Genomic DNA, 25,185 nt, shown 5'->3' with positions numbered 1-25,185 from the left:
TATCTTCCACGTTTCTTTATTAGCCTTATTATAAGATTTCTATTGTTTGTTTATTGTGTTTTAATATGTACTTTTATTTTCTTTATCGCCCAATCATAATGGCTTGAGGTTGCTGAAACACTATAAGAACCAAGCGTAGAGGTGCCCGTCCAATCGAATATACCCTTGTTAAAGAGTTCGTTGTCAGAGAAAGTTGCAATCAATTCCATTACTTGTTGATGGCTTTCTTTTAACATTGCCTTTGCATCTGATAGCGATGTGCTTTGATGTTTCTTCCAAAACTCCACGTTCATTACTGGATATGTTTTCCAATTATAAGGCTCAGGAAGAAAAGATTTGCATTCTCCCTCACGATTGGAGTTTATCCAATTCAGTAACAACTGATGCCATTCATACAGATGAACAAGTACATCGCGCAGATTTCTGTCCCTGCTCCAATGTGCTTCTTTGCCCATTGCAGCCATTTTTTCTGCAAAGGTTGCTGTCTGTAGCTCTTCGCTCATACTGTCTATGAGCTTCCACATCTTCTCAAATTGTTCATTAGCAGATGTTATTAAATCCACTTTTGTTGTTGCTCGTGCCATTGTTTTTTTATATTTTATCAGTTGAAATAACTCTGAATGTACAAGAGTTAACGGTGATACGGATATGTTCTGTATCATTAGTTATATAATAGTTCTTTCCTTTTTTCAGGAAATGATTCGTATCTGTATGCATGATAATGTCTGAAATAAAACTTTCTATTTCTTGTGGCGATAGATAAAGTCCGAGCTTTCGGTTTATTCTCTCATACACAAGTTTTGTATAACAGAACTTTTCGTTGATGGTTGCTTTCAACGAATCGTCTATGCCTTCATATTCTTAACCATCTCCTTCTTGCGAAAGACTATCTGCAACCTTTTCTTTTAGCTCGGTTTGACATTGTTTAATAGTCTTTCCTGCCGTTTCAATGACGATACGGCTTTTGTGCCACTCGTGATATTCTCGGTTTTCGATGTCATCCCACACAGGGAGATTCATATTTGCTACTTCTGTATTTCTCTGTTCTGCACGCTTTTTGTGTTCTGTCTTATCCGAACATATAACCTCAATATTTACAAAACGACAGTTGTTATTGACAGCAACCTCTTCCCATTCTCGCCTTGTCAGTTCAATAGGGTTACAACTATCAGCCACGACATTGTTGCCCAATTGCAGATTGTCAGCTGCCATACGATATGCCAACCGATAGCCTTCTCCCTCAACATTGATACGACATAGATCTTTCAATCCTTGTTCTATAGTATCAATACGCAGATAAACAGCTCCAAACTCTTTTACTAAAAATCTTGCAAGTGTGGATTTGCCAACTGCTGGTAGTCCAGAGAAAATAAAAAGAATGGCTTTGCGCATTGTAATATTCATTTTAGCAGCTTGGCTGCGAGTTTGTAAGTAAATGAAATTCGAGGATTGGATAAATCCCATCGTTCCACTTCCTGCCACACCAATTCTGCGTGCTTCTTGCTTATATCTCTTAAAGCATTTCCTACGGATTTCCGAAGATATTCGCTTTCGTGTGCCTTATGCTTAGCAATGAGAGCAATAGCCACCGATGGATTTTCTTTGAAATACGGGCGACTTGTCCAAATCCTCAGTCCCTCAGTTACAGCACGGATAACATTTGGATTATCGTCTGTTATCCATTCTTCTATGAGAGGTAAAGAAACTTCATACCCTCTATGTCGGCAAACTTCGTCGAAAGCCTTTGCAAGCATTTCCTGCACTCGCCAATTCTCATCAGTGCTTACTCGCTCTTTCAGAAAACGAAGTGCGTTATTATCTTCTGTTGCCAATCTGCCCAATATCGTTGTTGCCAACATTCGGGCTTGATAGGCTTCGTGATTAAACAACGTGAGTGCAAGTTCAAAACATTGTTCTTTCGGATACGTGGAAACCACCTCGTCAGCCCCATCAATAATATGCTGAAAACCATGTTCTATTAGCAGTATTTTGTTCAAGACATTATCTATCCCCATTGTTATAAATCCTTTCTAAGATAAATCATATCTACAAGTGATATAGATCCCTCGAAAATGGAAGGTCATAAATTGTCCGTAAAAATAATTTATCCAATGAAACTATGGCAAAGATAATAAATTATGAGGAAGAAAAGAAATGATAGAAGGGGAAACATTAATCAGCCAAAAACATCACATTAATTTAAGCAATAAATTACCATTATTTAACTTAACATGGTCACATTTGTTATCTTACTATTTACCAATAACTCAGTATCTTTGCATTAGAAATAATAAAAATCAGTAACAAAGTTATGGCAAATAAGATGAAAGACTTTCTCCCAGCAATTGAGATGGAGAAAATGCAGGCAATGCTTGAGCTTGAAGAAAAGTATGAAACAGGACAGCTCTCATTAGAAGAGGCACGCGAAGTGATGAAGACAAAGGTAGGAAAGATTCGCCCTTATCACCTTGCCTTCATCGAACAGAACATGAAGTCGCGTGAGGACGACGAGTGTATCCGTGCTGACATGCGCAAGATTATTGAACTCGTTGAAGGGTTCATGGACTACAGTCGCCCTGATGTACCAGAGGATCACCCACTCTCACATTATTATAAAGAAAATGACGAGATGCGAAGACTGCTCCTTGCGGCCGAGGATCTTGTACAATATCCTGTCATTAAAAACCAGTGGTTAGAACTCTACGACCAGATTCGTCAGTATCCTATTCACTATCACCGTAAGCAGAATCAGCTCTATCCACTTTTGGAGAAGAAAGGATTCGACCGCCCAACGACAACAATGTGGAACTTTGACGACATCGTTCGTGATGAGATTAAGGATTCACTCCGACTCTTAGAGGCTGGCGAAGAGGAAGCTTTCATCGCTAAACAAAATGAGCTTATCGCCCATGCACGCGACCTGATGGAAAAGGAGGAAACTATCCTCTACCCTACTTCATACGCTCTTATCTCGGCAGAGGAGTTTGAGGACATGAAGTCGGGCGACCAAGAAATTGGTTTTGCCTTCTTCAAAGTAGACACACCATCAACACCCAACACTCAACACTCAACACCTCAAAAGGGCTTTGCAGAAGACCTTCAGGCATTACTCAGCAAGTATGGCTATTCTGCAGGACCACAGCAGGAGTTGGATGTGGCAACTGGTAAGTTGACCTTAGAGCAGATTAACCTTATCTATAAGCATCTTCCAGTAGACATCTCTTTCGTGGACGAGAACGAGTTGGTGAAGTTCTATTCAGATACCGACCATCGTATCTTCCCAAGATCAAAGAATGTCATCGGACGACAGGTGTCTAACTGCCACCCACGTAAGAGTGTACACATCGTTGAGGAAATCGTAGAGAAATTCCGTAGTGGCGAACAAGATAAAGCCGAGTTCTGGATTAACAAGCCAGAAGTATTTATCTACATCGTTTACTTTGCTGTGCGCGATGCAGAAGGCCGCTTCCGTGGTGTACTCGAGATGATGCAGGATTGCACACATATCCGTGAGTTGACAGGTTCACAGACCTTGCTGACGTGGGCTGGAAAAGAAGAGGAAAGTGCTGCAAACACTACTCCTTCTGACAATGAAGACGACGAAGCATCTGCTGCACAATCAGGGGCTCCTATTGAGATAACACCAGACACACGTCTGAAAGACCTCTTTACAGCTTATCCAAATCTGAAGAAAGAACTTGCTTCTCGCTATCCATCTTTCAAAATGCTAAACACACCTTTGGGTAAGTTGATTCTCAAGAAAGCTACTGTCCGCACCGCTTCTGAGCGTTCAGGATTGGGCGAAGAGAAGTTTATCAATTTACTAAAGGAGTGCATCAAAGACGCCTAAGGTGGTCTTTTCACTCATTGTGTAATAGGTTGTTTCTCAATAGAATCTCTTTAGGATGCACATTTCGTGCATCCTTTTTTTATGTCCAGTATTTTCATCCTAACTCATTAGCATCGATAAGCTACGTGTTAATGCCTAACACCAACGGTGCGGAGCATCCGCACCATTGGTGCGCAGGGTCAACTCCATTTGAATAGTGCCTTTATGAGGAGCATGCTAATGATGGATTTATGTTCGATTAGCGATTTCAGGGAATAAAGAATCTTCCTCTTTATATCCTATCCGTGTCCTTATAATCCGTTATCATTACCCCACTTGAAAAACTATCTTTTACACTTCATACTTGCAGGGTTCAAAGAAAATACGTACTTTTGCGTACAAGAATTACGCATTATGACAAGAAAGATATTTCAATTATTAAGCTTGGGCTTGATCCTTTTTGGTGTCACTGCCTGCAAGCAAGAAAAGAAATCAAACGATATTATCACCAAGATAGCACCTAAACCAAAGGTACCAAGCGGTCCACAGCCAATGACCGACTTCAAATATGAGAAGAAGATAGAATGGATGGGTAGTACCTATACGATTCGTATCCACCGCTTTGCAGACAAGTCATTGTCAATCGTCAGTGACGAAGACGGACGTAAATACTACGATAACAAGTTCCAGGTACAGATTCTTCGTCAAGATGGTTCATCTTTTTATGAGCGTACACTTACGAAAGATGATTTCAGAGAATACACTGATAACCAATATGGTAAGGATGGTGCACTGATTGGTTTCATGTTCGATCGTGCAGAGGGTAACAAACTCTACTTTGGTGCAAGTGTGGGGTCACCTGATCCAAAGAGCGATGAGTATGTACCATTGGATGTAACCATCGATAATATGAGCCGCATGCGTATCAACAAGGCTACACAACTTGATACACCAAGCGACCAACCACAACAACAACCAAAGAGTGAGTTGGAGAAGGCTGAGGAAGAGGGGGTGTAAAAAGCCTCCCCCAACCCCTCCGAAGGGAGGGGAGTGCTAATAGGATAAGATTGGTGATTAGGCTTAAGCCTTATTAGTCTTATTAGCCTTATTAGTCCAATACCCTTTACTTACCCCTCACGCACAAAGTCAAGGGCTTCCTTAACTTCATCCTCACTGACAGACTGGTTGATACGGACGTCGCCAATACCCCCTAAAAGAGTGACATTGATTTCATTACCACGATTCTTCTTGTCATGATACATGAACTCAATGAGCTTTGGATAGTCATTACACGTAATAGGCAATGTGCCATAATACTCACGAATGAAGTTGACCGTCTGGCGCATGCGCTCTGTTGGGAAACCAGTCTTCACAGCAGACAGATAAAGCTCTGCTATCAAACCGAACGCAACTGCATAACCATGGAGGATTGGATGGTTTTCTAATGCCCATGACTCAAAAGCATGACCGAAGGTATGTCCGAGATTCAAAGCCTTTCTAATACCCTTCTCCTGCGGGTCTTCCGCTACAATACGTTCCTTTACTCTAACACTCTTACCAAGCATTGCGCTCAACTGATGCAAGTCTGGCTGCGTAAGGTCGAAGTTTATTAGCTCTGCCCACATCGCTTCATCAGCAATCAAGCCATGCTTTAACATCTCAGCATAGCCACTGCGGATATTCTCTGTGTCCAATGTCTTGAGCCATTCGGTATTTAGCAGAACAATATCAGCCTCACTAAACACACCAATCTCATTCTTTAATCCGCCGAAATTGATACCCGTCTTACCGCCCACACTGGCATCTACCATCGCAAGGAGCGTGGTTGGAATATTAATAAAGTTAATTCCACGCTTGAAGGTTGAAGCCGCAAAACCACCAAGGTCGGTCACCATACCACCACCAAGGTTTATCAACAGTGAGTGGCGTGTAGCCCCTCCCTGCTGCAATGCCTCCCATACAGAAGCCAACGTGTCAAGCGTTTTACTACTATCAGTCGTACCAATTGTAATTACTTGCGCCTGCTTCAGACAGAAGTCGTCTTTGATAAGTTCCCAACATTTCTGATGTGTCGTCTCATCAACGAGTACGAAGATTTTATCCTTCTCACATTCAGAGATGGCTGTTGCCAATTCACTCTTGAACTGTTTTGATATAATAATATTCTGTCCCATAAGCTTTCTCTCTTTAAAGTTCAACACAAAATTACGGTTTTTCCTATCACTTACAAACGAAACAGAGCCTATATTTCACACTCTTTAATACTGACATACCAAATATTGCGCACATCGCTTTCTCTATGTGCAATAAATCAAATGATAAAATATAATCGAATAAAAAAAGACACTATCATTCCTATCGGCGAACTTTAACACTGTTTTAACATTTAAAGAGGCAAGTAATTCTAACTTTTGATTTTATAGAGCAGATTAGACATAAATTCAAACAACAACTTAAAATTGAAAATGATTTAGTAAATTTGCAGTATTAACTAAAAAAGGAACGAATATGAAAAAGAATTCATTACTTTATATTGTCCTCATCCTTGGAATAGCGATAGGTACATTATCCTTGCAATCTTGCTTAAACGATGACGATACAGATTACCCTACCAATATTCCCAATGCACTTGTGACAATCAAGACAAATAGTTCCACAGGACAGGTCTACTTCCAGTTAAATGATGAGACCACAATTCTTCCTACGAACATGAAGACTTCTCCTTATGGTAAAAAGGAACTGCGAGCACTTACGAACATCAAAGTTCAGGACGGAAAGACTGAAGGATACTCAAAAAGTGCATATGTAAACTGGGTTGACACCATACTTACTAAGAATATGGCACCAACTCTTGGCAAACAAAACGAAACAGTATATGGAAAAGACCCTGTAGAAATAGTCAAGGACTGGACAACTGTTGTAGAGGACGGATACTTGACTTTACGCTTCAGAACTTACTTCGGTAATGGGAAAAAACATGTGGTGAATCTTGTCAAAGGAGACAATCCATATGAAGTTGTACTCCATCATAATGCTTCTGGCGACACAAAGGGTTTGATTCGTGACGGACTTGTAGCATTCAGACTTAGTGATCTTCCTGACACACAAGGGAAAACAGTGGACCTGACTTTGAAGTGGCAATCATTCTCAGGTGTAAAAACAGTCAAATTCAAATACAAAAGCCGTAAATAGTACAGAGGAAAATCCACTGCCTATCAATGGGATTATTTGGGAATAATAGAGAACAGTATATTATAAGCCTTTTTGAAAAAGGTGATGCACTCGCCATGGATAAACTCTATGGCGAGTATGCTGATTATTTAGCAAAAGTGTGTTCGAGGTATATTGGAAACCAAGAAGATAGGCATGATGTTTTACAAGAGGCTTTTATAAGAATATTCACTAAGATACATACTTTTGAATATCGAGGGAAGGGGTCATTAAAGGCTTGGCTCACAAAGATTGTAATCAACGAATCTCTTCACTTTCTCAGGGACAATGACCCAGCTATTTTTATAGACAAGGCGACTGACATACCTGATTGTAGTACTGAGGACCCTGATATTGACAGTATGTCGATAACACAGATAACAGAGACAATACTTAAACTACCACCAGGTTACAGAACTGTCTTCAACCTATATGTGATAGAAGGCAAAAGTCACAAGGAAATAGCAGAAATTCTCAACATCAAACCAGATACATCTGCATCACAATTCCACAAGGCAAGGAATATGCTTGCAAAGATGCTGAAAGAGCAAAATAAATAGAATTAAAAGTATGAAAGAAGATTGGCTTGACACATTGCGTACACGCATTCAGAATGAATGTGATGTAAAGGCACCAGATGGTCTTCTCAATGATATCAAACAGGAGATGAACCGTCGTGGAGTTGCTCCTATGCGCTCTACTCGGCAGAAGGCAAGCGTAGTACCTTTGTGGACCTACCGTGCTGCCTCTGCTGCAGCCATAATAGGTATCGGGATTTTTCTAAGTCACTTGCTTTTTGACCACACATCTCTTCCGAAGCAGTGCGCAACAATTATAAACAATAAGATAAAGAACACTCTGCCTTCTCAAACTACAATTACAACTCCAGAGAACTATGTGACAAACTCCGTAAAGCTGGCTGTTGCTACTCATCAAAGTATACAGAATCCACTTGTTGACAACAACTTGTCTGGCAATACAGTCGACAATAAAGAAAAAGAAACGACTACAGATAATAATAATGTCACAGAAACTCAAGAAACAACCAGTAATACAAGGCAAGAAAAGATAGAAGATGTTAATAAACAACAGACCACAAAACCACAGTCGTGGGGGAATTCGGAAAGAATCTACGCAACAAATGCGAAGAAGGATGATCCAACTTCTCGCTTCTGCATAGGAACTTCCTATAATTATGGTACGGGAACTTCCCATAATTCTGACAAGATGCTATTGCCAGTAGCAAACCCTTATGGTGACTATGCCCCAGAATTCTCTGGAAGAAACATACAAGACAGCCCAATAGGTACAAAAGATAGAAGAACGAGGACTAAACACCATCAACCAATAAAGTTAGGTGTTTCCATAAGGTATAATATCAACAATCGGTGGAGCCTACAGACAGGTCTCAATTACAGCCGACTTACTTCCAACTTCTCTTATGAAAAGAGAGGGACAGAATATGCCGTAGAACAAAAACTGCAATACGTCGGCATACCTGTAAATGCAAGTTACAGTTTCATTAAGACCAAAAGGTTCAATGTTTATGCGACTGCAGGTGCTGAAATTGAGAAACTCGTGAAAGGTGAAGCCAACTTATCTGCTGAAGCCATGTCACAAATAACGCCAACACATACAACTATTAAAGAAGGTAGACCAGTATTCTCTACCGCTCTTTCCATTGGAGGAGAACTCAGAATTAGCAAAGATGTTAGTGCATATATTGAGCCCGGAATAAGCCATCACTTCAATAATGGGAGCAATGTTGAGAATATTTACAAAGACAAGCCTACCAACTTCAATCTCAATATGGGTGTCAGAATAAACTTAAATAAGTAGGAATAAAATAAGACTTAGTTCTAAAGTCTCCCACAAGCACCCATATTCATATCTTTTCTTTAAATAAAATCCATGTGCCTATTAAACTTTTTGAAATTCTTAGCGTCATATATACCATTAAGAATTAGAAAAGATTATTATGGCAAAAAGATTGTTGATTTTTGTTCTATTAATGTCCAGCACAGTTGCAATGCTGGCACAGAACAGAACCGTTACGGGTACGCTTTATGATACGGAACTAAAGGAGAAAGTGCCATTTGCTGTTGTTCAGCTGTTGAAGCAGGACAGCAGTTATGTTATTGGTGCTACATCAGATGAAGCGGGGAACTTTAAGATTACAGCTCCAACAAACGGACGATTTATTTTGAAAGCTTCGTATGTAGGCTACAAGACTATTTTTCAAAACATTACGATTGCTAATGAGCAAGACGTATCAGTAGGTCAGTTAGAATTCCAAGTAGACTCACACACACTGAAAGAAGTGAAAGTTGTGGCAAGTGCTCCGAAAGTTGTTGTAAAAGCAGACACTTTCCAGTACAATGCTTCGGCTTATCGTGTCCCAGAAGGCTCAACGATTGAAGCTCTCGTAAAGAAGTTGCCGGGTGCGGAAGTGTCAAGCGATGGAACTATTAAGATTAATGGCAAAGAGGTAAAAAAGATTCTTGTTGATGGAAAAGAGTTCATGGTGGGCGACACTAAGACCGCTATGAAAAACCTCCCAACCTCTATCGTACAAACCATTAAGGCTTACGACCAAAAGAGCGACTTGAGCCGTGTGACGGGTATCGATGATGGTAATGAATCAACCGTACTCGACTTTGGCATCAAGGCGGGAATGAACAAAGGTTTATTCTCAAATATTGACTTGGGTATCGGAACAAAGGGTCGTTACTCTGAGAAGGCTATGGGTGCCTACTTCAACAACAAGTTCCGCATGATGGGCTTTGCATCTGCCAATAATGTCAATGACATGGGCTTCGGTGGTGGTCCACGTGGTGGCTTTGGTGGCGTAAGACAGGGCTTGAACGCAACGAAAATGGTGGGTCTCAACATGAACTATGACAATGGTACAACCTTGCAGTGGGACGGTAGCGTACGTTGGAACCATTCTAATGGCGACCTAAACTCACGTGTTGCAAGCGAGAACTTCGTAGCACAACAGGGTTCATTTGCCAACCGTCTCTCACAAGAATACACAAGAACAAACTCTTGGGATGGTCGTTTCCGCTTGGAATGGCGCCCTGACTCTATGTGGAACATCATGTTCCGTCCAAACATCAGACTAAGTAAGAGCGATGGACAAACTGTTAGCACATCTACAGCCTACAACGCTGACCCATACGATACCGTTGACGACCCATTGTCATCAGCTTCTATCGCACAGCTAAAATCACAGGGTTTAATGGTGAATACACAGCGTAACATGACGATAAGCTATGGTAATTCAACCTCATTGGGTGCTATGCTGCAGGTAAATCGCAAGCTCTCAAGCAACGGACGAAACGTTACTTTGCGCATAGATGGTAACTATAGTGACTCGGATTCAAAAACATTCTCAACACAAGACATCCAGTATTTCCAGTTGCAAGATGCACTCGGAAACGACTCTATCTATCGTGCATATCGTTATAACCTTATGCCAACAAAGAGTTGGGACTATGCTTTGCAGGCAACTTATAGTGAGCCAATTGCCCGTAAGACTTACCTGCAGTTCAGCTATCAGTTTAAGTATGGCTTTTCAAAGAGCAATCGTGACACCTACGACCTCTCTGCAATGCCATCAGGAACATTCGGTAGTCTGCAGCCAGCTTACCGTTCATGGGATAACTATCTCGGATTGCTGTCCAACCCATTGGCAAGCTATCTCGATGATAATCTGAGCCGTTACTCTGAGTATCGCACATATACACACGACATGCAGATAATGATGCGAATGATTCGTGACAAGTGGAAGATGAACGTGGGTGTCATGTTCCAGCCACAGCGTTCTACCTATATGCAGGATTACCTTGGTGTACACGTTGACACAGCACGCACAGTATTCAACTGGAGTCCTACTTTCGACTTCCGTTACAAGTTCAGCGAACAGAGCAACCTGCGTATCAATTATAAGGGTACAATCACTCAGCCTACGATGAGTCAGCTGCTTAGTATCGTCGACAATACAGACCCACAGAACATATCTATTGGTAACCCAGGACTGAAGCCAGCCTTCACCAATAACTTCCGCTTGTTCTATAACACTTACAAGCAGAGTCACTCACAGGCATTGATGACCTTTGCCAACTTCTCTACAACACGAAATGCGATTGGCAACAGTGTGACTTACGATGCGATTACAGGTGCACGTACAATCCAGCCTATCAATGTAAATGGTAACTGGGATGCAGATGCAGGATTAATGTACAATACAAGTATTGACTCAGCTGGAGTATGGAATCTCCATACTTTCACACGTGCTAACTTCAATCGCTACGTCAGCTATCTGCAGCTTAACAGAACAAGCAACTTAGAGAAGAATATCACTAAGTCGTTGACCTTTGGCGAGCGACTCGCTGCCAGCTATCGCACCTCATGGTTAGAGTTAGAGTTAGATGGTTCGGTAGACTATACCAACACGAAGAATAATCTTCAGAGTATGAGCAATCTACGCACATGGCAGTTTGCCTATGGTGGTACATTGAGTTTTAACCTCCCTTGGAACATGAGTATCTCGACAGACCTTCACCAGAACAGTCGCCGTGGATATAGCGATGCGTCATTGAACACTAATGAGCTGCTTTGGAATGCGCAAATCTCACAGAGTATGTTGAAGGACAATGCACTGACATTCAGCTTGCAGTTCTATGACATCTTACGTCAGCAGAGTAACCTCTCACGTGTCATCAACTCTATGAGTCGTACAGATACTGAATACAATAGTATTAACAGCTATATCATGCTGCGTGCTACCTATCGTCTGAACCTCTTTGGTGGTAAGAATGCTATGCCTAAACCAAAGGATGGTCCAGACTTCGATCGCAATGGTCCTGGAATGGGTCCACGTGAAGGTGGAAGGAAAGGCTTTGGCGGTGGACGTCCTTCAGGTCCTCCACCATCAGGCGGTGGATTTGGTGGTTTTTAATATAGAAGCCTCACCTCCCAACCCCTCTCCGAAGGGAAAGAAGAAGCCTCACCCCCAACCCCTCTCCGAAGGGAGAGGGGAGTGATTACCGTGATATCCCTATAGAAGATACTAAAAGGTATTATACAAATCTATAATACCAATCCATCTTGTAGGGTATATCGGTGACTACTCCCCTCTCCCTTCGGAGAGGGGTTGGGGGTGAGGCTTCTTCTTTCTCTTTCGGAGAGGGGGTGAGGCTACAACTCTTGCACAATCCTCTAAAAATGCTTACCTTTGTCTGCAAAGCAAAATCATTCAAAGGGGTAAACCCAAATAAACAAATAGATTGAAGATACAAAGACAAACAATGAAGCATATCAATAACTTTATCGTAGCTGTGGGCTTAACGCTCACACTCTCTGCTATCACCAACAACGCTCACGCACAGGGAGGTAATATGCAGGAGAAGGTGAAAAATTACTTCCTTCAAACGCTTAAAATGAAGCAGAATGAGGAGCTGCAGAGCAAAGATGCCTTTCAACGTAATAAGACTTATACGACAGATATACAGCAGCTGATTAAGAACAAAGATATCGTTCAAAACCAAAAGATGGTGTGGGCAGCATGGTGTGAGGCAAATCGCGAGTTGAATGAACAGAAACTTGCGAAGCCTGAAGACTTGCAAAAGGGAGTAAAATCTGCTTGGAACTTACCTGAAGCATTGGAAAAGAATGCCGTCATGCCTTACTACTATGGTGTAAAGGGAAGCACAGCAGGAAAGCTACCGTTGTTCCTTTATCTGCATGGTTCTGGTCCAAAGGAACATGAATGGTCGACTGGTCTTACCTTAGGTAACAGATTCCAAGATGGTCCTTCGCTCTATTTTATTCCGCAAATTCCTAACGAAGGCGATTACTATCGTTGGTGGCAGGTTGCAAAGCAGTTTGCTTGGGAGAAACTGATTCGACAGGCACTTGTCGAGGGTAATGTTGATGCCAACCGCCTCTATGTCTTTGGTATATCCGAAGGTGGCTATGGCAGTCAGCGTCTTGCCTCTTTCTATGCTGACTATTGGGCTGCAGCTGGTCCAATGGCAGGTGGCGAACCGCTAAAGAATGCACCCATAGAAAACTGTGCTAACATTGGTTTCTCATTCCTCACTGGAGCGGATGACACTGGTTTCTACCGCAATACTCTAACTTACTATACGCAGATAGCCTTTGATTCTGCTCAGTTGGCACGCCCTCTTGATGCCGACAAACGTCCGCTCTTCGTCCATCGCATTAACCTCCTGCCAGGTATGCAACATCATATTAATTATGACCTTACTACCCCATGGCTAAAAAAGTTCGTTCGCAACCCATATCCTAAGACTGTTCTCTGGGAAGACTATGAGATGGATGGTCGTCATCGCTCGGGCTTCTACAACCTGCAAGTACTAACTTCGCCATCGGAAAATCGCACCTACTATGACATGAATATTCATAACAATGTGGTAACAATAAATATCAAAGAGGTGGAATATACCGCTGTTGAGCAAGACAAACATTGGGGTATCGAAATGAGATTTAATCGCACCTACAAGGAGGCGAAGGGCGGACAATTGCGTATCTATCTTAATAGCAAACTTATAGACATGAACAAACCTGTTACTGTTATTGTCAATGGCAAAGAACGCTATCGTAAGAACGTACAGGCAAACCTCCGTGACCTGATTAATAGCTGCACCGAATTTTTCGATCCATACAGACTCTACCCTACTTCTATTGAGGTGAATTATTAACCCAACGATACCCAACAGTAGATGCATTCACGCTCATCACTGTAAAGATAATTCACATCCTCGATTTTAATAAGTGATCTTTCGGCTTTGAATTAACGCCCAATTGGCTTGTAAAAGATGCCCTTTAAGACCCTAACTAACGCCCTTTTGAACTCTTATTAAGCACCTTTTCAGAACCCATTTCGTAACCGCCTGATTACAGGCGAGTTACAAAGTCGCAAGAATTAGCCTATTTCATGCCTATAATGCCCATAGATTTATTTTTATTGTAAAGTTATTTCACAATCCACAGTCTTTTAATTCATAGAAAGAAAGAAGTAATTACCAAGGGAAAAAAGTAAAAGGGAGAAGTCTATCGTTTCCGTTATAACCACGATAAAGATGTTACCTAAAATTAGATGAAATAAGAAAATTTTATTTTTTCAGTAAACTAAAAGTCCTGCTTATCTCTATAATAAAAAGTAATTGGAGGCTTCTTTACCAAAACTTTGTATCTATTCGGTGATATATCATATAAACTTCCCCAACAGAAAAACGAGTGTTCCCCCTCTCTGCGAGGAGAGAGGGGAAACCACGAGAGTTTGTAATATGATAACCCAAGGCGAGCTTTATACTAACGCACACTCCCTTTACTTCCCGTCGGTCAATGACCGTTGGTTGAGGGAGACTTGGAAAAGATTTACTCCAATCCTTTCAGCTGCTCAGCAACCTCAGCATTGATACGCTCGGCAAAGGCTTCCATTGTCATAGTAGCTTGCTCTCCACCACCCTGCTGACGCATTGACACAAGACCTTCGGCAGCCTCTTTCTCACCCACGATAACCATATAAGGAACGCGCTTGAGTTCGTTGTCACGAATCTTGCGACCAATCTTCTCGTTGCGCTCGTCCATAATTGAGCGTACGTCGTGTGCATCGAAGTAAGCTTTTACCTTGCGTGCATAGTCGTTATACTTCTCAGAGATTGGGAGGATGGCAACCTGATCAGGTGTCAACCAGAGTGGGAAGTGACCTGCGGTGTGCTCAATGAGTACGGCTACGAAGCGTTCAAGTGAACCGAATGGCGCACGGTGAACCATCACAGGGGTCTTCTTTGAATTGTCCTCAGCGGTATATTCGAGCTTGAAGCGGTTAGGAAGATTATAGTCTACCTGAATAGTACCAAGCTGCCAACGACGACCGATAGCATCCTTTACCATAAAGTCGAGCTTAGGACCATAGAAAGCAGCTTCACCAAGTTCTACACGTGCTTGGAGACCTTTCTCTGCGCAAGCCTCTTTAATAGCTGCCTCGCTCTCTTCCCACACCTCGTCAGAGCCGATATACTTCTCCTTATCTTCAGGGTCGCGGAGTGAGATCTGTACCTCATAGTTCTCGAAACCAAAGATCTTAAACACCTTAAGGATGATGTCGATATTATTTTCAAACTCAGCCTTTACTTGGTCTGGGCGCACGAAGATGTGAGCATCATCCTGTGTGAAGGTACGAACACGTGTAAGTCCATGAAGCTCACCGCTCTTCTCATAGCGGAACACAGTTCCGAACTCTGCAATACGCAGTGGCAGATCTTTATAAGAACGTGGTTTATAAGCATAGATCTCACAGTGGTGAGGGCAATTCATTGGTTTAAGCATATACTCTTCGCCCTCCTCTGGTGTATGGATTGGTTGGAACGAGTCCTTACCATAGTGTGCATAGTGTCCAGAGGTTACGTAGAGGTTCTTGCCACCGATACCTGGTGTGATAACTTCCTGATAGTTGTAAGGACGGAGGAGACGACGCAAAAACTCTTGCAGACGCAGACGCAGCTGTGTGCCCTTTGGCAACCAGATAGGAAGCCCCTTACCAACACGGTCAGAGAACATAAATAGTTCCATCTCCTTACCGATCTTACGGTGGTCGCGCTTCTTAGCTTCTTCGAGCATAACGAGGTATTCATCGAGCATCTTCTTCTTAGGGAAAGTGATACCATAGATACGTGTCATCTGCTCACGCTTAGCATCGCCACGCCAGAAAGCTCCAGCAACGCTGGTGATTTTAACAGCCTTGATAGCTCCTGTAGAGACGAGGTGTGGACCACGACAAAGGTCGGTGAAATGTCCTTGCGTATATGTTGAGATAGTGCCATCTTCGAGGTCTTCGACGATGTGCTCCACCTTATATTCCTGACCATCAGCAGTAAACTCTTTCACTGCATCAGCCTTAGAAACATCACGACGAATAACGTGCTCGTTCTTCTTAGCGAGCTCGAGCATCTTCTTCTCAATCTTTGGGAAGTCGTTCTCCGATATTGTCTGACCCTCTGCGGGCATGATATCATAGAAGAAACCATTCTCAATCGCAGGACCGAAACCAAACTGTATGCCTGGGTAGAGTTCTTGCAATGCCTCAGCGAGGAGGTGGGCAGAGGTGTGCCAGAAAGTGTGCTTACCCTCTTCGTCATCGAACTTATAAAGTGCGATGGTTGCGTCCTCATTGATAGGGCGATTGAGCTCTGTTGTTACGCCATTTACACCGCAAGATACAACGTCACGGGCGAGAGCCGGCGAAATACTCTCGGCGATTTGATAACCAGTTACGCCCTGCTCGTATTCACGAACGGAACCGTCTGGGAAAGTGATTTTAACCATACTACAAATTAGTTTTATAAATCAATTATTGTGGCAAAGGTACAAATTATAATTCAAAACTCAACGAGTATAATTCAAAATTCATAATTCAAAATTTATAATTATGATTACCGACAAGAAAAAGTAAGACAGTAAAAAAGCTTTGGAAAAGGTAAAAGAGTAAAAAAGTAAAAAGTAAAACGCCTTGGGAATAGTAAAAAGTAAAAAGGTAAAAAGGTAAAAAGGTAAAAACGTTAACGCTCAAAGCTCAAACTTCCAAGTTCAATGTTCAAAGTTATAGGGATAACACGCTGCCCACTCCCCTCCCTTTGGGGGAGGGGTAAGAGGGAGGGGCTGGTGGTTGTTTGCTTATTATCTGTTTCTTAGGCTTCCTCCCCACAACAATATCTTCACGGAGCTGAGCGGCAGCACTGAAGTTACGCCAACGCTTAAGAATATAATCCACTTGCTGAAGAGCCGCCTTACTATCGCCCACCTGATAAAGACAATAAGCACGGTTAAACCAATAATCACGATTGTCGGGAATGATGTCTATGGCATGCGTAAAAGCTACGATAGCACTATCGTAACGCTCTACACGAATATTCGTCATACCATAAAGCTCGTAGATATCAGCAATGTAAGGCTGTAACGCCAACGCACGCCGACAATCATCGGCAGCCCCCTTATAATCCTCAAGATGATACTTTGATAATGCCATCTGATACCAAGCCTCATAAAGGTTGGGTTTCAGGGCAACGATACGCGTAAAAATCTGCATAGAAATAACGTAGTATCCCTGATCAAGCGTCCGTCTCCCCTCCTCCATCATCTTCTTGATGTTATATTGGGCTGCTGACGGCAATGCCAATAAGCATAGCAAGGATACTACGACACTACGCAACATAGGCTTACTTACGTGGAGCCTTGACACGATAATGGCAACGAATCTTACCCTGCAAGAGGGCTTTAAGCTTGCTGGTAATCATCTGCTTGCGAAAAGGCGTGAGACGATCGGTAAAGACACGACCTTCGAGATGGTCGAACTCGTGCTGGATGACACGAGCAAGATAACCATCTACCCACTCCTCATGCTCAACAAGGTTTTCGTCAAGCCATTTTACATAGATGCGCTTAGCACGTGTCACATTCTCGTGAAGTCCTGGAAGCGAGAGACACCCCTCCTCCATGGTCTCAGTCTCTGAGTCGTCATACTCGAGAATGTGACCGTTAATGAACGCATGACGATAGTCTTTATACTCAGGGAAGGTATCAGAGAGCACGTCTAAATCAACAATAACCACACGAATTGACTTACCAATCTGTGGTGCTGCCAACCCTACGCCATCACTGGCAGTGTTGGTCTCAAACATATCCTGTATCAGCTCTTTGAGGTCGGGATAATCGAGGGGGATATCTTTAGCTACCTTGCGCAAAACAGGCTGACCGTATGTGTAAATGGGTAATACCATATTTCTTTTTCTTTTCCTTTCTTTCTTAAAATCTAACAAGTCTAATTATTAACCGATAAACGGCATCAAAGCCCCTTAGATCGCATGTAATCCTGGAGAATAATTGTTGCCGAAATCTCGTCAACAAGTCCTTTGTCTTCACGCCGTGTCTTCTTCTTCACACCACCCGCAATCATCGTCTGATGGGCGATAACCGACGTGAAACGCTCGTCATAATAGTCGATGGGCAACTCAGGGTGTGCCTTGCGCCAACGGTTGACAAACTGTTCAACACGAGCAAGGTTCTCACTCGGCTGACCGTTGGGCTGCATAGGCTTGCCAATGACAAGCTGGCTGACCGTTTCTTTCGAAATATATTGGGTCAGAAAATCGAAAAGTTCAGACGTAGGAACAGTCGCCAACCCATTAGCAATGATACACAATGGGTCGGTGACTGCAAGCCCTGTACGTTTCTTTCCGTAATCTATCGATAAAATTCTACCCATTAGCGAGAGTAGAGCAACCAAGCATCAGCATATGTTGCACGAAGCTGATTGCGACTCTGAACAGCTGAAGCCTTGCTGTCGTAAGTTGAAGCAACAACACGATACATATTATTACCAGCATTGTAAGCTACCTGAGCATCGTAACCAGCATTCTTCAAACGCTGCTGCAAACCCTCTGCATTTGACTTAACGCCGAACGATCCCACAACAACACTGTAAGGCTTCAGTCCAGAACCATTTACAACTGACACCGTCTCTGTACGAACAGGCTCATTGTCATAGTTATCAACAACTGGAGCCTGCGTAACGGGCTGCGTCTCAACAGGTGCCACAACAGCCTCCTGCTGCGTTGCATTATCATTATTATAGGAAGTATTCTGCTCCTGAGACTTTGCCTTCTCGTAAGCCTTCTTGTATGCACTCTCGCTTGACTTACAGCCAGTGAAAGCCATTGCCACACACATTGCTGCACCCAAAACCATAAATTTCTTCATAATCCCTTAGTTTTTTATTGATTGTACTTTTAATTTACTATGTAATTATCGTGCGAAGTTACAAAATAAGAAGCATAAGGAAGAAAATAACGCCAATAAAGTTTGTTAAATAAAACCTTTATAAGATTTTTAACACAAAAACACAACTAATCTATTGCTTATATGCGAAACTTTGACTATATTTGCCATGAAAAAGAATCAAATATCCATTAATATAAAAATAAGAGATTATGAAGACATTAGGTTACATTTGCGCTTTCCTCTGTGGTGGTATCACAGGCGCAGCTCTCGGACTCCTTTTAGCTCCAGAGAAAGGAACTGACACACGTACAAAAATTACTGACGCTGTTGACGATTTCTGCAAAAAACACGACATCAAGCTCAGCCGTAAAGAAGCTGACGAATTCGTTGAAGACATCAAAGACGCAGCTTCAGAAGTTATCTAAATCATAAAGAATGTTCTCAAACGACAAGAACGTAGAAACAATAGCACAGCTCATCGAGGTGCTAAAACATTATATCGGGCTTCAGTCAGAGTACGTGAAGCTCGATGTAATAGAAAAGGTAGTGCGACTACTGACGGTCATTACTGTCGTAACCGTATTTTGCGCTATCCTTCTTATCTCCCTCATCTACTTCTCATTTGCTGCCGTTTACGCCTTGCAGCCATTAGTCGGTTCACTCACCTGGGCTTTCCTCATCGTCGGGGGTAGCTATCTGCTGCTACTCATCGTCTTTATTATGCTGCGCAACGTACTTATCACGCGCCCATTAGTAAGGTTCTTAGGAAATCTTTTTATGTCAAAATAAGCTTATGACGGCACACACATCTCACTTTACCCCCGAATATAAGTCAATCGAAGACATACGCCTGCGTAAAGCTCAGCTGCTTACTGACATTGTCAAAGACAGCAACAAGATTGAAGGATTGTGGAATGAGCTTATGCACAAGCCAAAAGACAAGAGCAGTCCAAGCAAGTTTTTCACTGGTGTCATCACCAGCGGAGCAGGTGTGTTAGATGGAGCCATCCTTGCCTGGAAACTCTATCGTAAGTTTGGTGGCAAAAAACCGAACGGTATGTTAGGGAAAAAATTTAGCTTGTTCAAGAAAAAAAAGTGATACTTTTTTTAGTTAACGAGCTAACGAGCTTACAGGTTCTATAACGAATCGTGTGGATAAATAGTTTTTTCCTTGCCAGCGTTCCTATGTTTAATGACCTTATGGCTGAACAGATGAAGACAAATTAATCTACAAAGTATAAAAAAGTTTGAGCTAAACAAACTTATACACACCTCCTGTTTATTCTTAGTATTACAACATTTTGCTCACAATTCATCCCCTGTCATCCTTATATCATGGTGAATTTTACCCTCCGCACATGTGGTGTTAACCCTCCGCACCATATGTGCTAAGCATCTGCACCACATGTGCAGAGTATCAGCACAACGGCAAATGATGGTAAACATTCACAAACATAGTATGAACTAAGACCTTAAAAATACTTTTCCGTTGGCTAAAGTGTTAAAGAGTAAAACTAAACTGACTAAACAACTTCTTTCTATGATTACAACAGATATTATTCTAATCGGGTCAAACAGCCCACACGATTCGTTATAGAGCCAGTTTACAAGTTAACAAGGTGCTTGCACTATCTATTCTATCATTTTGTAATTCGTAGGTGTATCTCGCTAATCACTCCCCTCCCTACGGGGAGAACAAGGGTTGAAGCTTTTGGAGGGATTTTTCTATGCGTTCCAAGACCGCCAGGTCTCTGTGCCTCCTGGGCATCTGTCATATCTGTGCATTCTGTGAGAGCCTGATTTCGCCTTGGAACATTGAACTTGGAACATTGAACTTGGAGCGTTAACGTTTTTACTTTTTCCTTAACTTCGTAGTACTTTTTCTTGTGAGATGATTTTATGTGTTGATATGTCTTTTTTGTTGGGTGCAGGTTCAGATACTTGTTCAATATGGTGGTAATATCCTCTATGTGGTCGCCACCGCAGATATAAACACAGAATAGTGCAAGCACAATATCACGATACTAATAGCCATAGTTCACACAGCGTACATTGAGACGGTTATCTATCAGTCGGTCCATTCCGATGCGCTTAAATTCGTTCATCGCATAAAAAATCTACTATAGGGGACAATATTATCGTATTTTATTGCTATCTTTGTCATGCCGTGTAGAATTATACTTCTTTTTGACACCATAAAGTTAGTGAAAGTTCTGCAAATAGTAAAACTCTGAGGAGACTTATTGTTTCTCAGATACTTATAAAATATATTAACACAAAATTACGCATCTGGTTGCGGAATTAAGGTTATGTTAGAAACAAATTATGAAGCAAAAGCCTAAGAGTAAGAAAAAGATTCCTTATCAATATAAGCCTGAAGGTTTAGAATTAAGAACATGGCAGATTATGCTACGAAAGCAAGTAGCACGAGAAGAACGGTTCTCTGTTTCTGCTGTGGACGAGAACTTGGCACCAGGCGAATATGTCGTTTCGGGAGTCAAGAGTATGGATACCTATAAGGTTGTCTACCGTGGTGCTAAAAGCCCATGGAACTATTGTTCGTGCATGGACTTTAAGACTTCGCAGTTGGGTACGTGTAAACATCTTGAAGCCGTGAAAGGTTGGTTCTGCGGTAGACATCATGTGCGCAGAGAGATTCCTCCATACAGCTCGGTTTATGTAGATTATTCCTCTTATAGAACAGTTCGTATCCGTATAGGGGTTGATAATAAAGAGGAATTTGAGGCTTTGGCTGACCGATATTTTGATGCTGAACACGCTTTGTTGGATTCTGCTTACGATAACTTTGACACCTTTCTTCGCCAAGCTCGTGAGATTAGCGACACTTTCCGTTGTTATAATGATGCTCTACAACTCGTTTTGGAGCGGAGAGAGATGAAGCGTCGTGCGAAGTGGATAGATAAATTGACGAACGAGGACTTTGCCAATCTCCTACGAACGAAGCTTTATCCCTATCAAGTGGAGGGTATTCGTTTTGCTACTCGTGCGGGAAGAGCTATCATTGCCGATGAGATGGGATTGGGTAAGACAGTGCAAGCTATCGGTGTGGCAGAACTACTTCGCAAACATGGATTGATAGGTTCAACACTAATAGTCTGTCCTACTTCCCTAAAATATCAATGGAAACGTGAGATAGAAACTTTCACAGGGCAACAAGTGTGTGTTATTGAGGGCGGGCATCTTAAGCGAAGAGAACAATATTCTGCCCCAGAGCCTTACAAGATTGTTTCTTATAATGCTGTCTGCAATGATGTAAAAATATTGGGTGGATTAGAAACAGATTTGGTTGTTATTGACGAAGTGCAGCGACTGAAGAATTGGAACACACAGATAGCACGTGCTGCAAGGAAAATCCATTCGTCATATGCCGTTATTCTATCTGGCACGCCATTGGAAAACCGTCTTGAGGAACTCTTTTCTGTGGTTGAATTTGTTGACCAGTTCCTCTTGGGTCCCTACTATTTGTTCCGTGATCGTTACATTATCACAGATGACAAGGGTGCGACAATCGGTTACCGCAACCTCAACGAGATTGGACGACGATTACAGGGAGTGCTTATTCGTAGGAAGAAGAAGGATGTACACTTGCAGATGCCAGAACGACAAGACAAAAACCTAATGGTGCCGATGACGAAAGAACAGAGGGACATTCACGATGAGGCAAAGGCAAGTGTGAGTCGGATTCTTAAGAAATGGGAGACCTACCACTTCCTTTCTGAGACGGATCGTAATCGTCTAATACTCTTCTTGCAACAAATGCGTATGGTATGCGATAGTACTTATATCCTGGATCAGAAGAGTCGTTATGACACAAAGGTAGATGAAGCGATGAGTATAATCTCAGATATCGTGGAAAGTGGTGAAGAGAAAGTGGTCGTTTTCAGCCAGTGGGAGCGAATGACTCGTTTACTCGCCCGAGAGATGGACAAACGTAAAATTGGCTACGAATATCTGCATGGGGGTATTCCATCGAAAGCTCGTAAGGATTTAGTCAATAATTTTACCGACCTGCCAGAGTGTCGTGTTTTTCTATCCACCGATGCTGGAAGTACGGGTCTTAACCTCCAAGTGGCATCAGTGATTATCAATATTGACCTACCATGGAATCCTGCTGTGCTTGAGCAACGTATTGCACGTATCTACCGTATTGGACAAAAACGAAACATTCAAGTCATAAACCTCGTAGCGGCAAATACTTTTGAGGAGTCTATGCTTGACAAGTTGCGTTTCAAATCAAACCTTTTTGCGGGCGTACTGGACAATGGTGAAGATACGGTGTTTGCTGATAGTAGCAAGTTTGAACGAATGATGGATGATCTAAGTCAGACGGTTACTGAAACAACTGATAATAATTCAGCTAACGACTCCATTATTGATGTTGCTGATCAAGAAAGGTCTGAGGCAGCGGAAAAAGTTAAGGATACTACAGATAGAAAAGACGTCACTCTTGACAACCCGCACATGTCAACGCATGATGATGCCAACCAAGTACCATCTCAATCAACTACTGACAGAAGAAAGATGATTGAGCGGGGTGTAGCATTCCTCTCTGGTCTAACTGAGACGCTACGTTCAAAAGAGAATACAGCACGGTTAGTTGATTCTATTACGGAGGAAGATGAGGAGACAGGTCAGGTCAGCCTTCGAATTCCTGTTGCGGACAAGAAGATTGTTGCGGAGATGCTTGGGCTTATCGGTCGCTTGTTTGATTCTTTTGAGAAAGGGAATGTAGGACAATGAGCAGATACCTGCTAATGCTTGAATATCCAAATATAAGATGCTTAGTTGACGCAGGGTGGCAATAATTTATTCTTAAAGGTAAGCATTCAAAAGTATCAACCATATAAACGCCTATAAAGTTCTATCTATGCATTTAATGGAAGTATCAAAAAACGTCTTGACACTTCATGAGAAACCCTTATATGACAGATTTCATATAAGGGTTCTTTGCTATTTAGTTTATGGATTGCAGTTTAATCAATTCCTCATCCTTCTTTCCTAACGTAATGGGACTGTTGGCTTGTTCCATAAGATTGTCGTCTATACTGAAACGACTATCTTGTTCCCTTTTTGTAGAAGGCACCTATGTCTTTGTCAAGAAAGTTCCTAAGCTTTTAGAGAAAAGCCCTTAAGTTTTGTTTCGTTGAGTGCAAACATCTTTTTAGGGACAAAGGTAGCAATAATGCTATATCAACTAAAGACATCTATCTTTGGATGCTTATGGGTTTCGCTGATGGCGAAGTATCTCGTCACGACACTCTTCCATTAGCCATTTTGGCGTACTCGTAGCCCCACAGATTCCGACAGTCTCGACACCATCAAACCAACTCATATCGATTTCATCCGCACTCTCAACCTGATGGGAATTTGGGTTTACACTCAAACATTCGTGAAAGAGAACCTTGCCGTTGGAACTCTTTCGACCAGCAACAAAGAGGATTAGGTCGTGACGGGCAGCAAAGGTTGAGATGTTGGGCATTCGGTTGGCTACCTGGCGACAGATTGTATCGAAGCTCTGGAACTTGGCATGGGGTGAGATGTGACTTTGGATGTAGTCAATGATCTTATGGAACTCGTCTAAGCTCTTCGTCGTCTGCGAGTAAAGGTAGATGTCATGATTGAAATCTAAGGCTTTCACATCTTCAAACTTCTCTATGACGATGGCGTGGCTATGGGTCTGACCAACAAGTCCTAACACCTCTGCGTGACCGTTCTTGCCAAAGATGACGATGGAGGAGCTTTCGCTCGGTGCCTGCCCCTCGCCTACTGCTGGGGGGAGTGATACGGCGGCGCTGTCTTGCGCTACGGACCTTAGCTTGGAAGGCTCTCGGAGAGGGGTGTCGCTCATTGAGGAGATGAGATATGAGGGTTGTCGCTCTTTCTCGTATTGTGTCTTGATACGACGCTGCAAGGCAAGCACAACGGGGCATGTGGCATCAATAATCTCAATGTTGTTGCGCTTCGCCAGTTCGTAGGTCTCGGGGGGTTCACCGTGGGCACGCAGCAGTACTTTCACGTTGTGCAACGTGCGCATCTGCTCGTGGTTGATGGTAATGAGTCCTTTCTTCGTAAGGCGTTCCACCTCCATACTGTTGTGTACGATGTCACCTAAGCAATAGAGCTTGGTACCCTTTGCCAATTCTTCTTCGGCTTTCTTAATAGCAGTGGTCACACCGAAGCAAAAGCCACTACCATTATCTATCTCTATCTGAAGCATTTCTTTTTAAGGAGTTAAGGAGTTGGGAAGTTAGAGGAGTTCAGGTAACACCCCTACTCCACAACGCTATCGATAACTTGTTAACTTGTTAACTCATAAA

At 42.4% G+C, this 25,185-nt stretch carries 22 protein-coding genes and 1 pseudogene; 11 read left to right on the top strand and 12 right to left on the bottom strand.

Features of this window, described 5'->3' with window-relative positions:
• Window positions 1-50 precede the first annotated feature (50 nt).
• The 4 genes from J5A56_RS09535 to J5A56_RS09520 are packed head-to-tail and all read right to left on the bottom strand — an operon-like array spanning window position 51 to window position 2,015.
• On the bottom strand, window positions 51-584 hold the full coding sequence (locus J5A56_RS09535; protein ID WP_021671980.1) for a ClbS/DfsB family four-helix bundle protein: 534 nt from the start codon (window positions 582-584) through the stop codon (window positions 51-53).
• Window positions 585-591: 7 nt separating this feature from the next.
• On the bottom strand, window positions 592-837 hold the full coding sequence (locus J5A56_RS09530) for a DUF3781 domain-containing protein (protein ID WP_021671979.1): 246 nt from the start codon (window positions 835-837) through the stop codon (window positions 592-594).
• A gap of 24 nt (window positions 838-861) precedes the next feature.
• Window positions 862-1,392: an AAA family ATPase gene (locus J5A56_RS09525; protein ID WP_004359402.1), complete on the bottom strand. Its 531-nt coding sequence runs from the start codon at window positions 1,390-1,392 to the stop codon at window positions 862-864.
• An 8-nt stretch (window positions 1,393-1,400) separates the two neighbouring features.
• Window positions 1,401-2,015, bottom strand: coding sequence for a DNA alkylation repair protein (locus J5A56_RS09520; protein WP_021671977.1), 615 nt, complete (start codon window positions 2,013-2,015; stop codon window positions 1,401-1,403).
• Between the two features lie 296 nt (window positions 2,016-2,311).
• Between J5A56_RS09520 and J5A56_RS09515 the strand changes: the two genes are divergently transcribed.
• Both J5A56_RS09515 and J5A56_RS09510 read left to right on the top strand, forming a co-directional pair.
• Window positions 2,312-3,850, top strand: a complete 1,539-nt coding sequence (locus J5A56_RS09515; RefSeq protein ID WP_021671976.1) for a DUF438 domain-containing protein — start codon at window positions 2,312-2,314, stop codon at window positions 3,848-3,850.
• Between the two features lie 393 nt (window positions 3,851-4,243).
• Window positions 4,244-4,846 (top strand): DUF4738 domain-containing protein, encoded by a 603-nt coding sequence (locus J5A56_RS09510; RefSeq protein ID WP_021671975.1) that lies wholly within the window; start codon window positions 4,244-4,246, stop codon window positions 4,844-4,846.
• Between the two features lie 110 nt (window positions 4,847-4,956).
• Here J5A56_RS09510 and aroB read toward each other — a convergent pair whose 3' ends face one another.
• The gene (gene aroB, locus J5A56_RS09505) at window positions 4,957-6,003 is read right to left on the bottom strand and encodes a 3-dehydroquinate synthase (RefSeq protein WP_036919904.1); all 1,047 of its coding nucleotides are present in this window, start codon (window positions 6,001-6,003) and stop codon (window positions 4,957-4,959) included.
• Window positions 6,004-6,337: 334 nt separating this feature from the next.
• On the opposite strand from aroB, the gene J5A56_RS09500 reads away from it, so the two are divergent.
• The 5 genes from J5A56_RS09500 to J5A56_RS09480 all read left to right on the top strand — a co-directional run bounded on the left by J5A56_RS09500 (window position 6,338) and on the right by J5A56_RS09480 (window position 13,767).
• Window positions 6,338-7,021, top strand: a complete 684-nt coding sequence (locus J5A56_RS09500; RefSeq protein ID WP_021671973.1) for a NigD-like protein — start codon at window positions 6,338-6,340, stop codon at window positions 7,019-7,021.
• A gap of 26 nt (window positions 7,022-7,047) precedes the next feature.
• Entirely contained in the window at window positions 7,048-7,599 is a 552-nt protein-coding gene (locus tag J5A56_RS09495; RefSeq protein WP_021671972.1) for an RNA polymerase sigma factor, read from the top strand.
• Between the two features lie 10 nt (window positions 7,600-7,609).
• Window positions 7,610-8,878, top strand: coding sequence for a porin family protein (locus J5A56_RS09490; RefSeq protein ID WP_021671971.1), 1,269 nt, complete (start codon window positions 7,610-7,612; stop codon window positions 8,876-8,878).
• A 139-nt stretch (window positions 8,879-9,017) separates the two neighbouring features.
• Window positions 9,018-12,002, top strand: coding sequence for a TonB-dependent receptor (locus J5A56_RS09485; RefSeq protein ID WP_021671970.1), 2,985 nt, complete (start codon window positions 9,018-9,020; stop codon window positions 12,000-12,002).
• A gap of 349 nt (window positions 12,003-12,351) precedes the next feature.
• Window positions 12,352-13,767: a hypothetical protein gene (locus J5A56_RS09480; RefSeq protein WP_021671968.1), complete on the top strand. Its 1,416-nt coding sequence runs from the start codon at window positions 12,352-12,354 to the stop codon at window positions 13,765-13,767.
• 679 nt (window positions 13,768-14,446) lie between these two features.
• Here J5A56_RS09480 and thrS read toward each other — a convergent pair.
• The 5 genes from thrS to J5A56_RS09455 all read right to left on the bottom strand — a co-directional run bounded on the left by thrS (window position 14,447) and on the right by J5A56_RS09455 (window position 18,826).
• The gene (gene thrS, locus J5A56_RS09475; RefSeq protein WP_021671967.1) at window positions 14,447-16,396 is read right to left on the bottom strand and encodes a threonine--tRNA ligase; all 1,950 of its coding nucleotides are present in this window, start codon (window positions 16,394-16,396) and stop codon (window positions 14,447-14,449) included.
• 274 nt (window positions 16,397-16,670) lie between these two features.
• Window positions 16,671-17,282, bottom strand: coding sequence for a tetratricopeptide repeat protein (locus J5A56_RS09470; protein WP_036919895.1), 612 nt, complete (start codon window positions 17,280-17,282; stop codon window positions 16,671-16,673).
• 4 nt (window positions 17,283-17,286) lie between these two features.
• Window positions 17,287-17,847, bottom strand: a complete 561-nt coding sequence (gene def, locus J5A56_RS09465) for a peptide deformylase (protein WP_021671965.1) — start codon at window positions 17,845-17,847, stop codon at window positions 17,287-17,289.
• 65 nt (window positions 17,848-17,912) lie between these two features.
• Window positions 17,913-18,332: a Holliday junction resolvase RuvX gene (ruvX, locus tag J5A56_RS09460; RefSeq protein ID WP_021671964.1), complete on the bottom strand. Its 420-nt coding sequence runs from the start codon at window positions 18,330-18,332 to the stop codon at window positions 17,913-17,915.
• Window positions 18,332-18,826, bottom strand: coding sequence for an SPOR domain-containing protein (locus J5A56_RS09455; protein ID WP_021671963.1), 495 nt, complete (start codon window positions 18,824-18,826; stop codon window positions 18,332-18,334). Before J5A56_RS09455 ends, ruvX begins: the two co-directional genes overlap by 1 nt.
• A 230-nt stretch (window positions 18,827-19,056) precedes the next feature.
• On the opposite strand from J5A56_RS09455, the gene J5A56_RS09450 reads away from it, so the two are divergent.
• Genes J5A56_RS09450 through J5A56_RS09440 form a run of 3 tightly spaced genes read left to right on the top strand, consistent with a single transcriptional unit; the run spans window position 19,057 to window position 19,946 of the window.
• The gene (locus J5A56_RS09450) at window positions 19,057-19,272 is read left to right on the top strand and encodes a YtxH domain-containing protein (protein WP_021671962.1); all 216 of its coding nucleotides are present in this window, start codon (window positions 19,057-19,059) and stop codon (window positions 19,270-19,272) included.
• A 10-nt stretch (window positions 19,273-19,282) separates the two neighbouring features.
• On the top strand, window positions 19,283-19,636 hold the full coding sequence (locus J5A56_RS09445) for a phage holin family protein (RefSeq protein ID WP_021671961.1): 354 nt from the start codon (window positions 19,283-19,285) through the stop codon (window positions 19,634-19,636).
• Between the two features lie 4 nt (window positions 19,637-19,640).
• Complete coding sequence (locus J5A56_RS09440; protein ID WP_021671960.1) at window positions 19,641-19,946, top strand: hypothetical protein; 306 nt, start codon at window positions 19,641-19,643, stop codon at window positions 19,944-19,946.
• 814 nt (window positions 19,947-20,760) lie between these two features.
• Here the strand turns inward: J5A56_RS09440 and J5A56_RS13935 are convergent.
• Window positions 20,761-21,011: pseudogene (locus J5A56_RS13935) on the bottom strand (IS1380 family transposase); the annotation flags it as partial.
• Between the two features lie 161 nt (window positions 21,012-21,172).
• On the opposite strand from J5A56_RS13935, the gene J5A56_RS09430 reads away from it, so the two are divergent.
• Window positions 21,173-23,608, top strand: coding sequence for a DEAD/DEAH box helicase (locus J5A56_RS09430; RefSeq protein WP_021671958.1), 2,436 nt, complete (start codon window positions 21,173-21,175; stop codon window positions 23,606-23,608).
• A 478-nt stretch (window positions 23,609-24,086) separates the two neighbouring features.
• Here J5A56_RS09430 and J5A56_RS09425 read toward each other — a convergent pair whose 3' ends face one another.
• Complete coding sequence (locus J5A56_RS09425; protein WP_021671956.1) at window positions 24,087-25,085, bottom strand: 4-hydroxy-3-methylbut-2-enyl diphosphate reductase; 999 nt, start codon at window positions 25,083-25,085, stop codon at window positions 24,087-24,089.
• Window positions 25,086-25,185 lie beyond the last annotated feature (100 nt).

This window comes from Prevotella melaninogenica (assembly GCF_018128065.1).
Classification (GTDB): Bacteria; Bacteroidota; Bacteroidia; order Bacteroidales; family Bacteroidaceae; genus Prevotella.
This window is presented reverse-complemented; position numbering and strand designations above follow the sequence as displayed.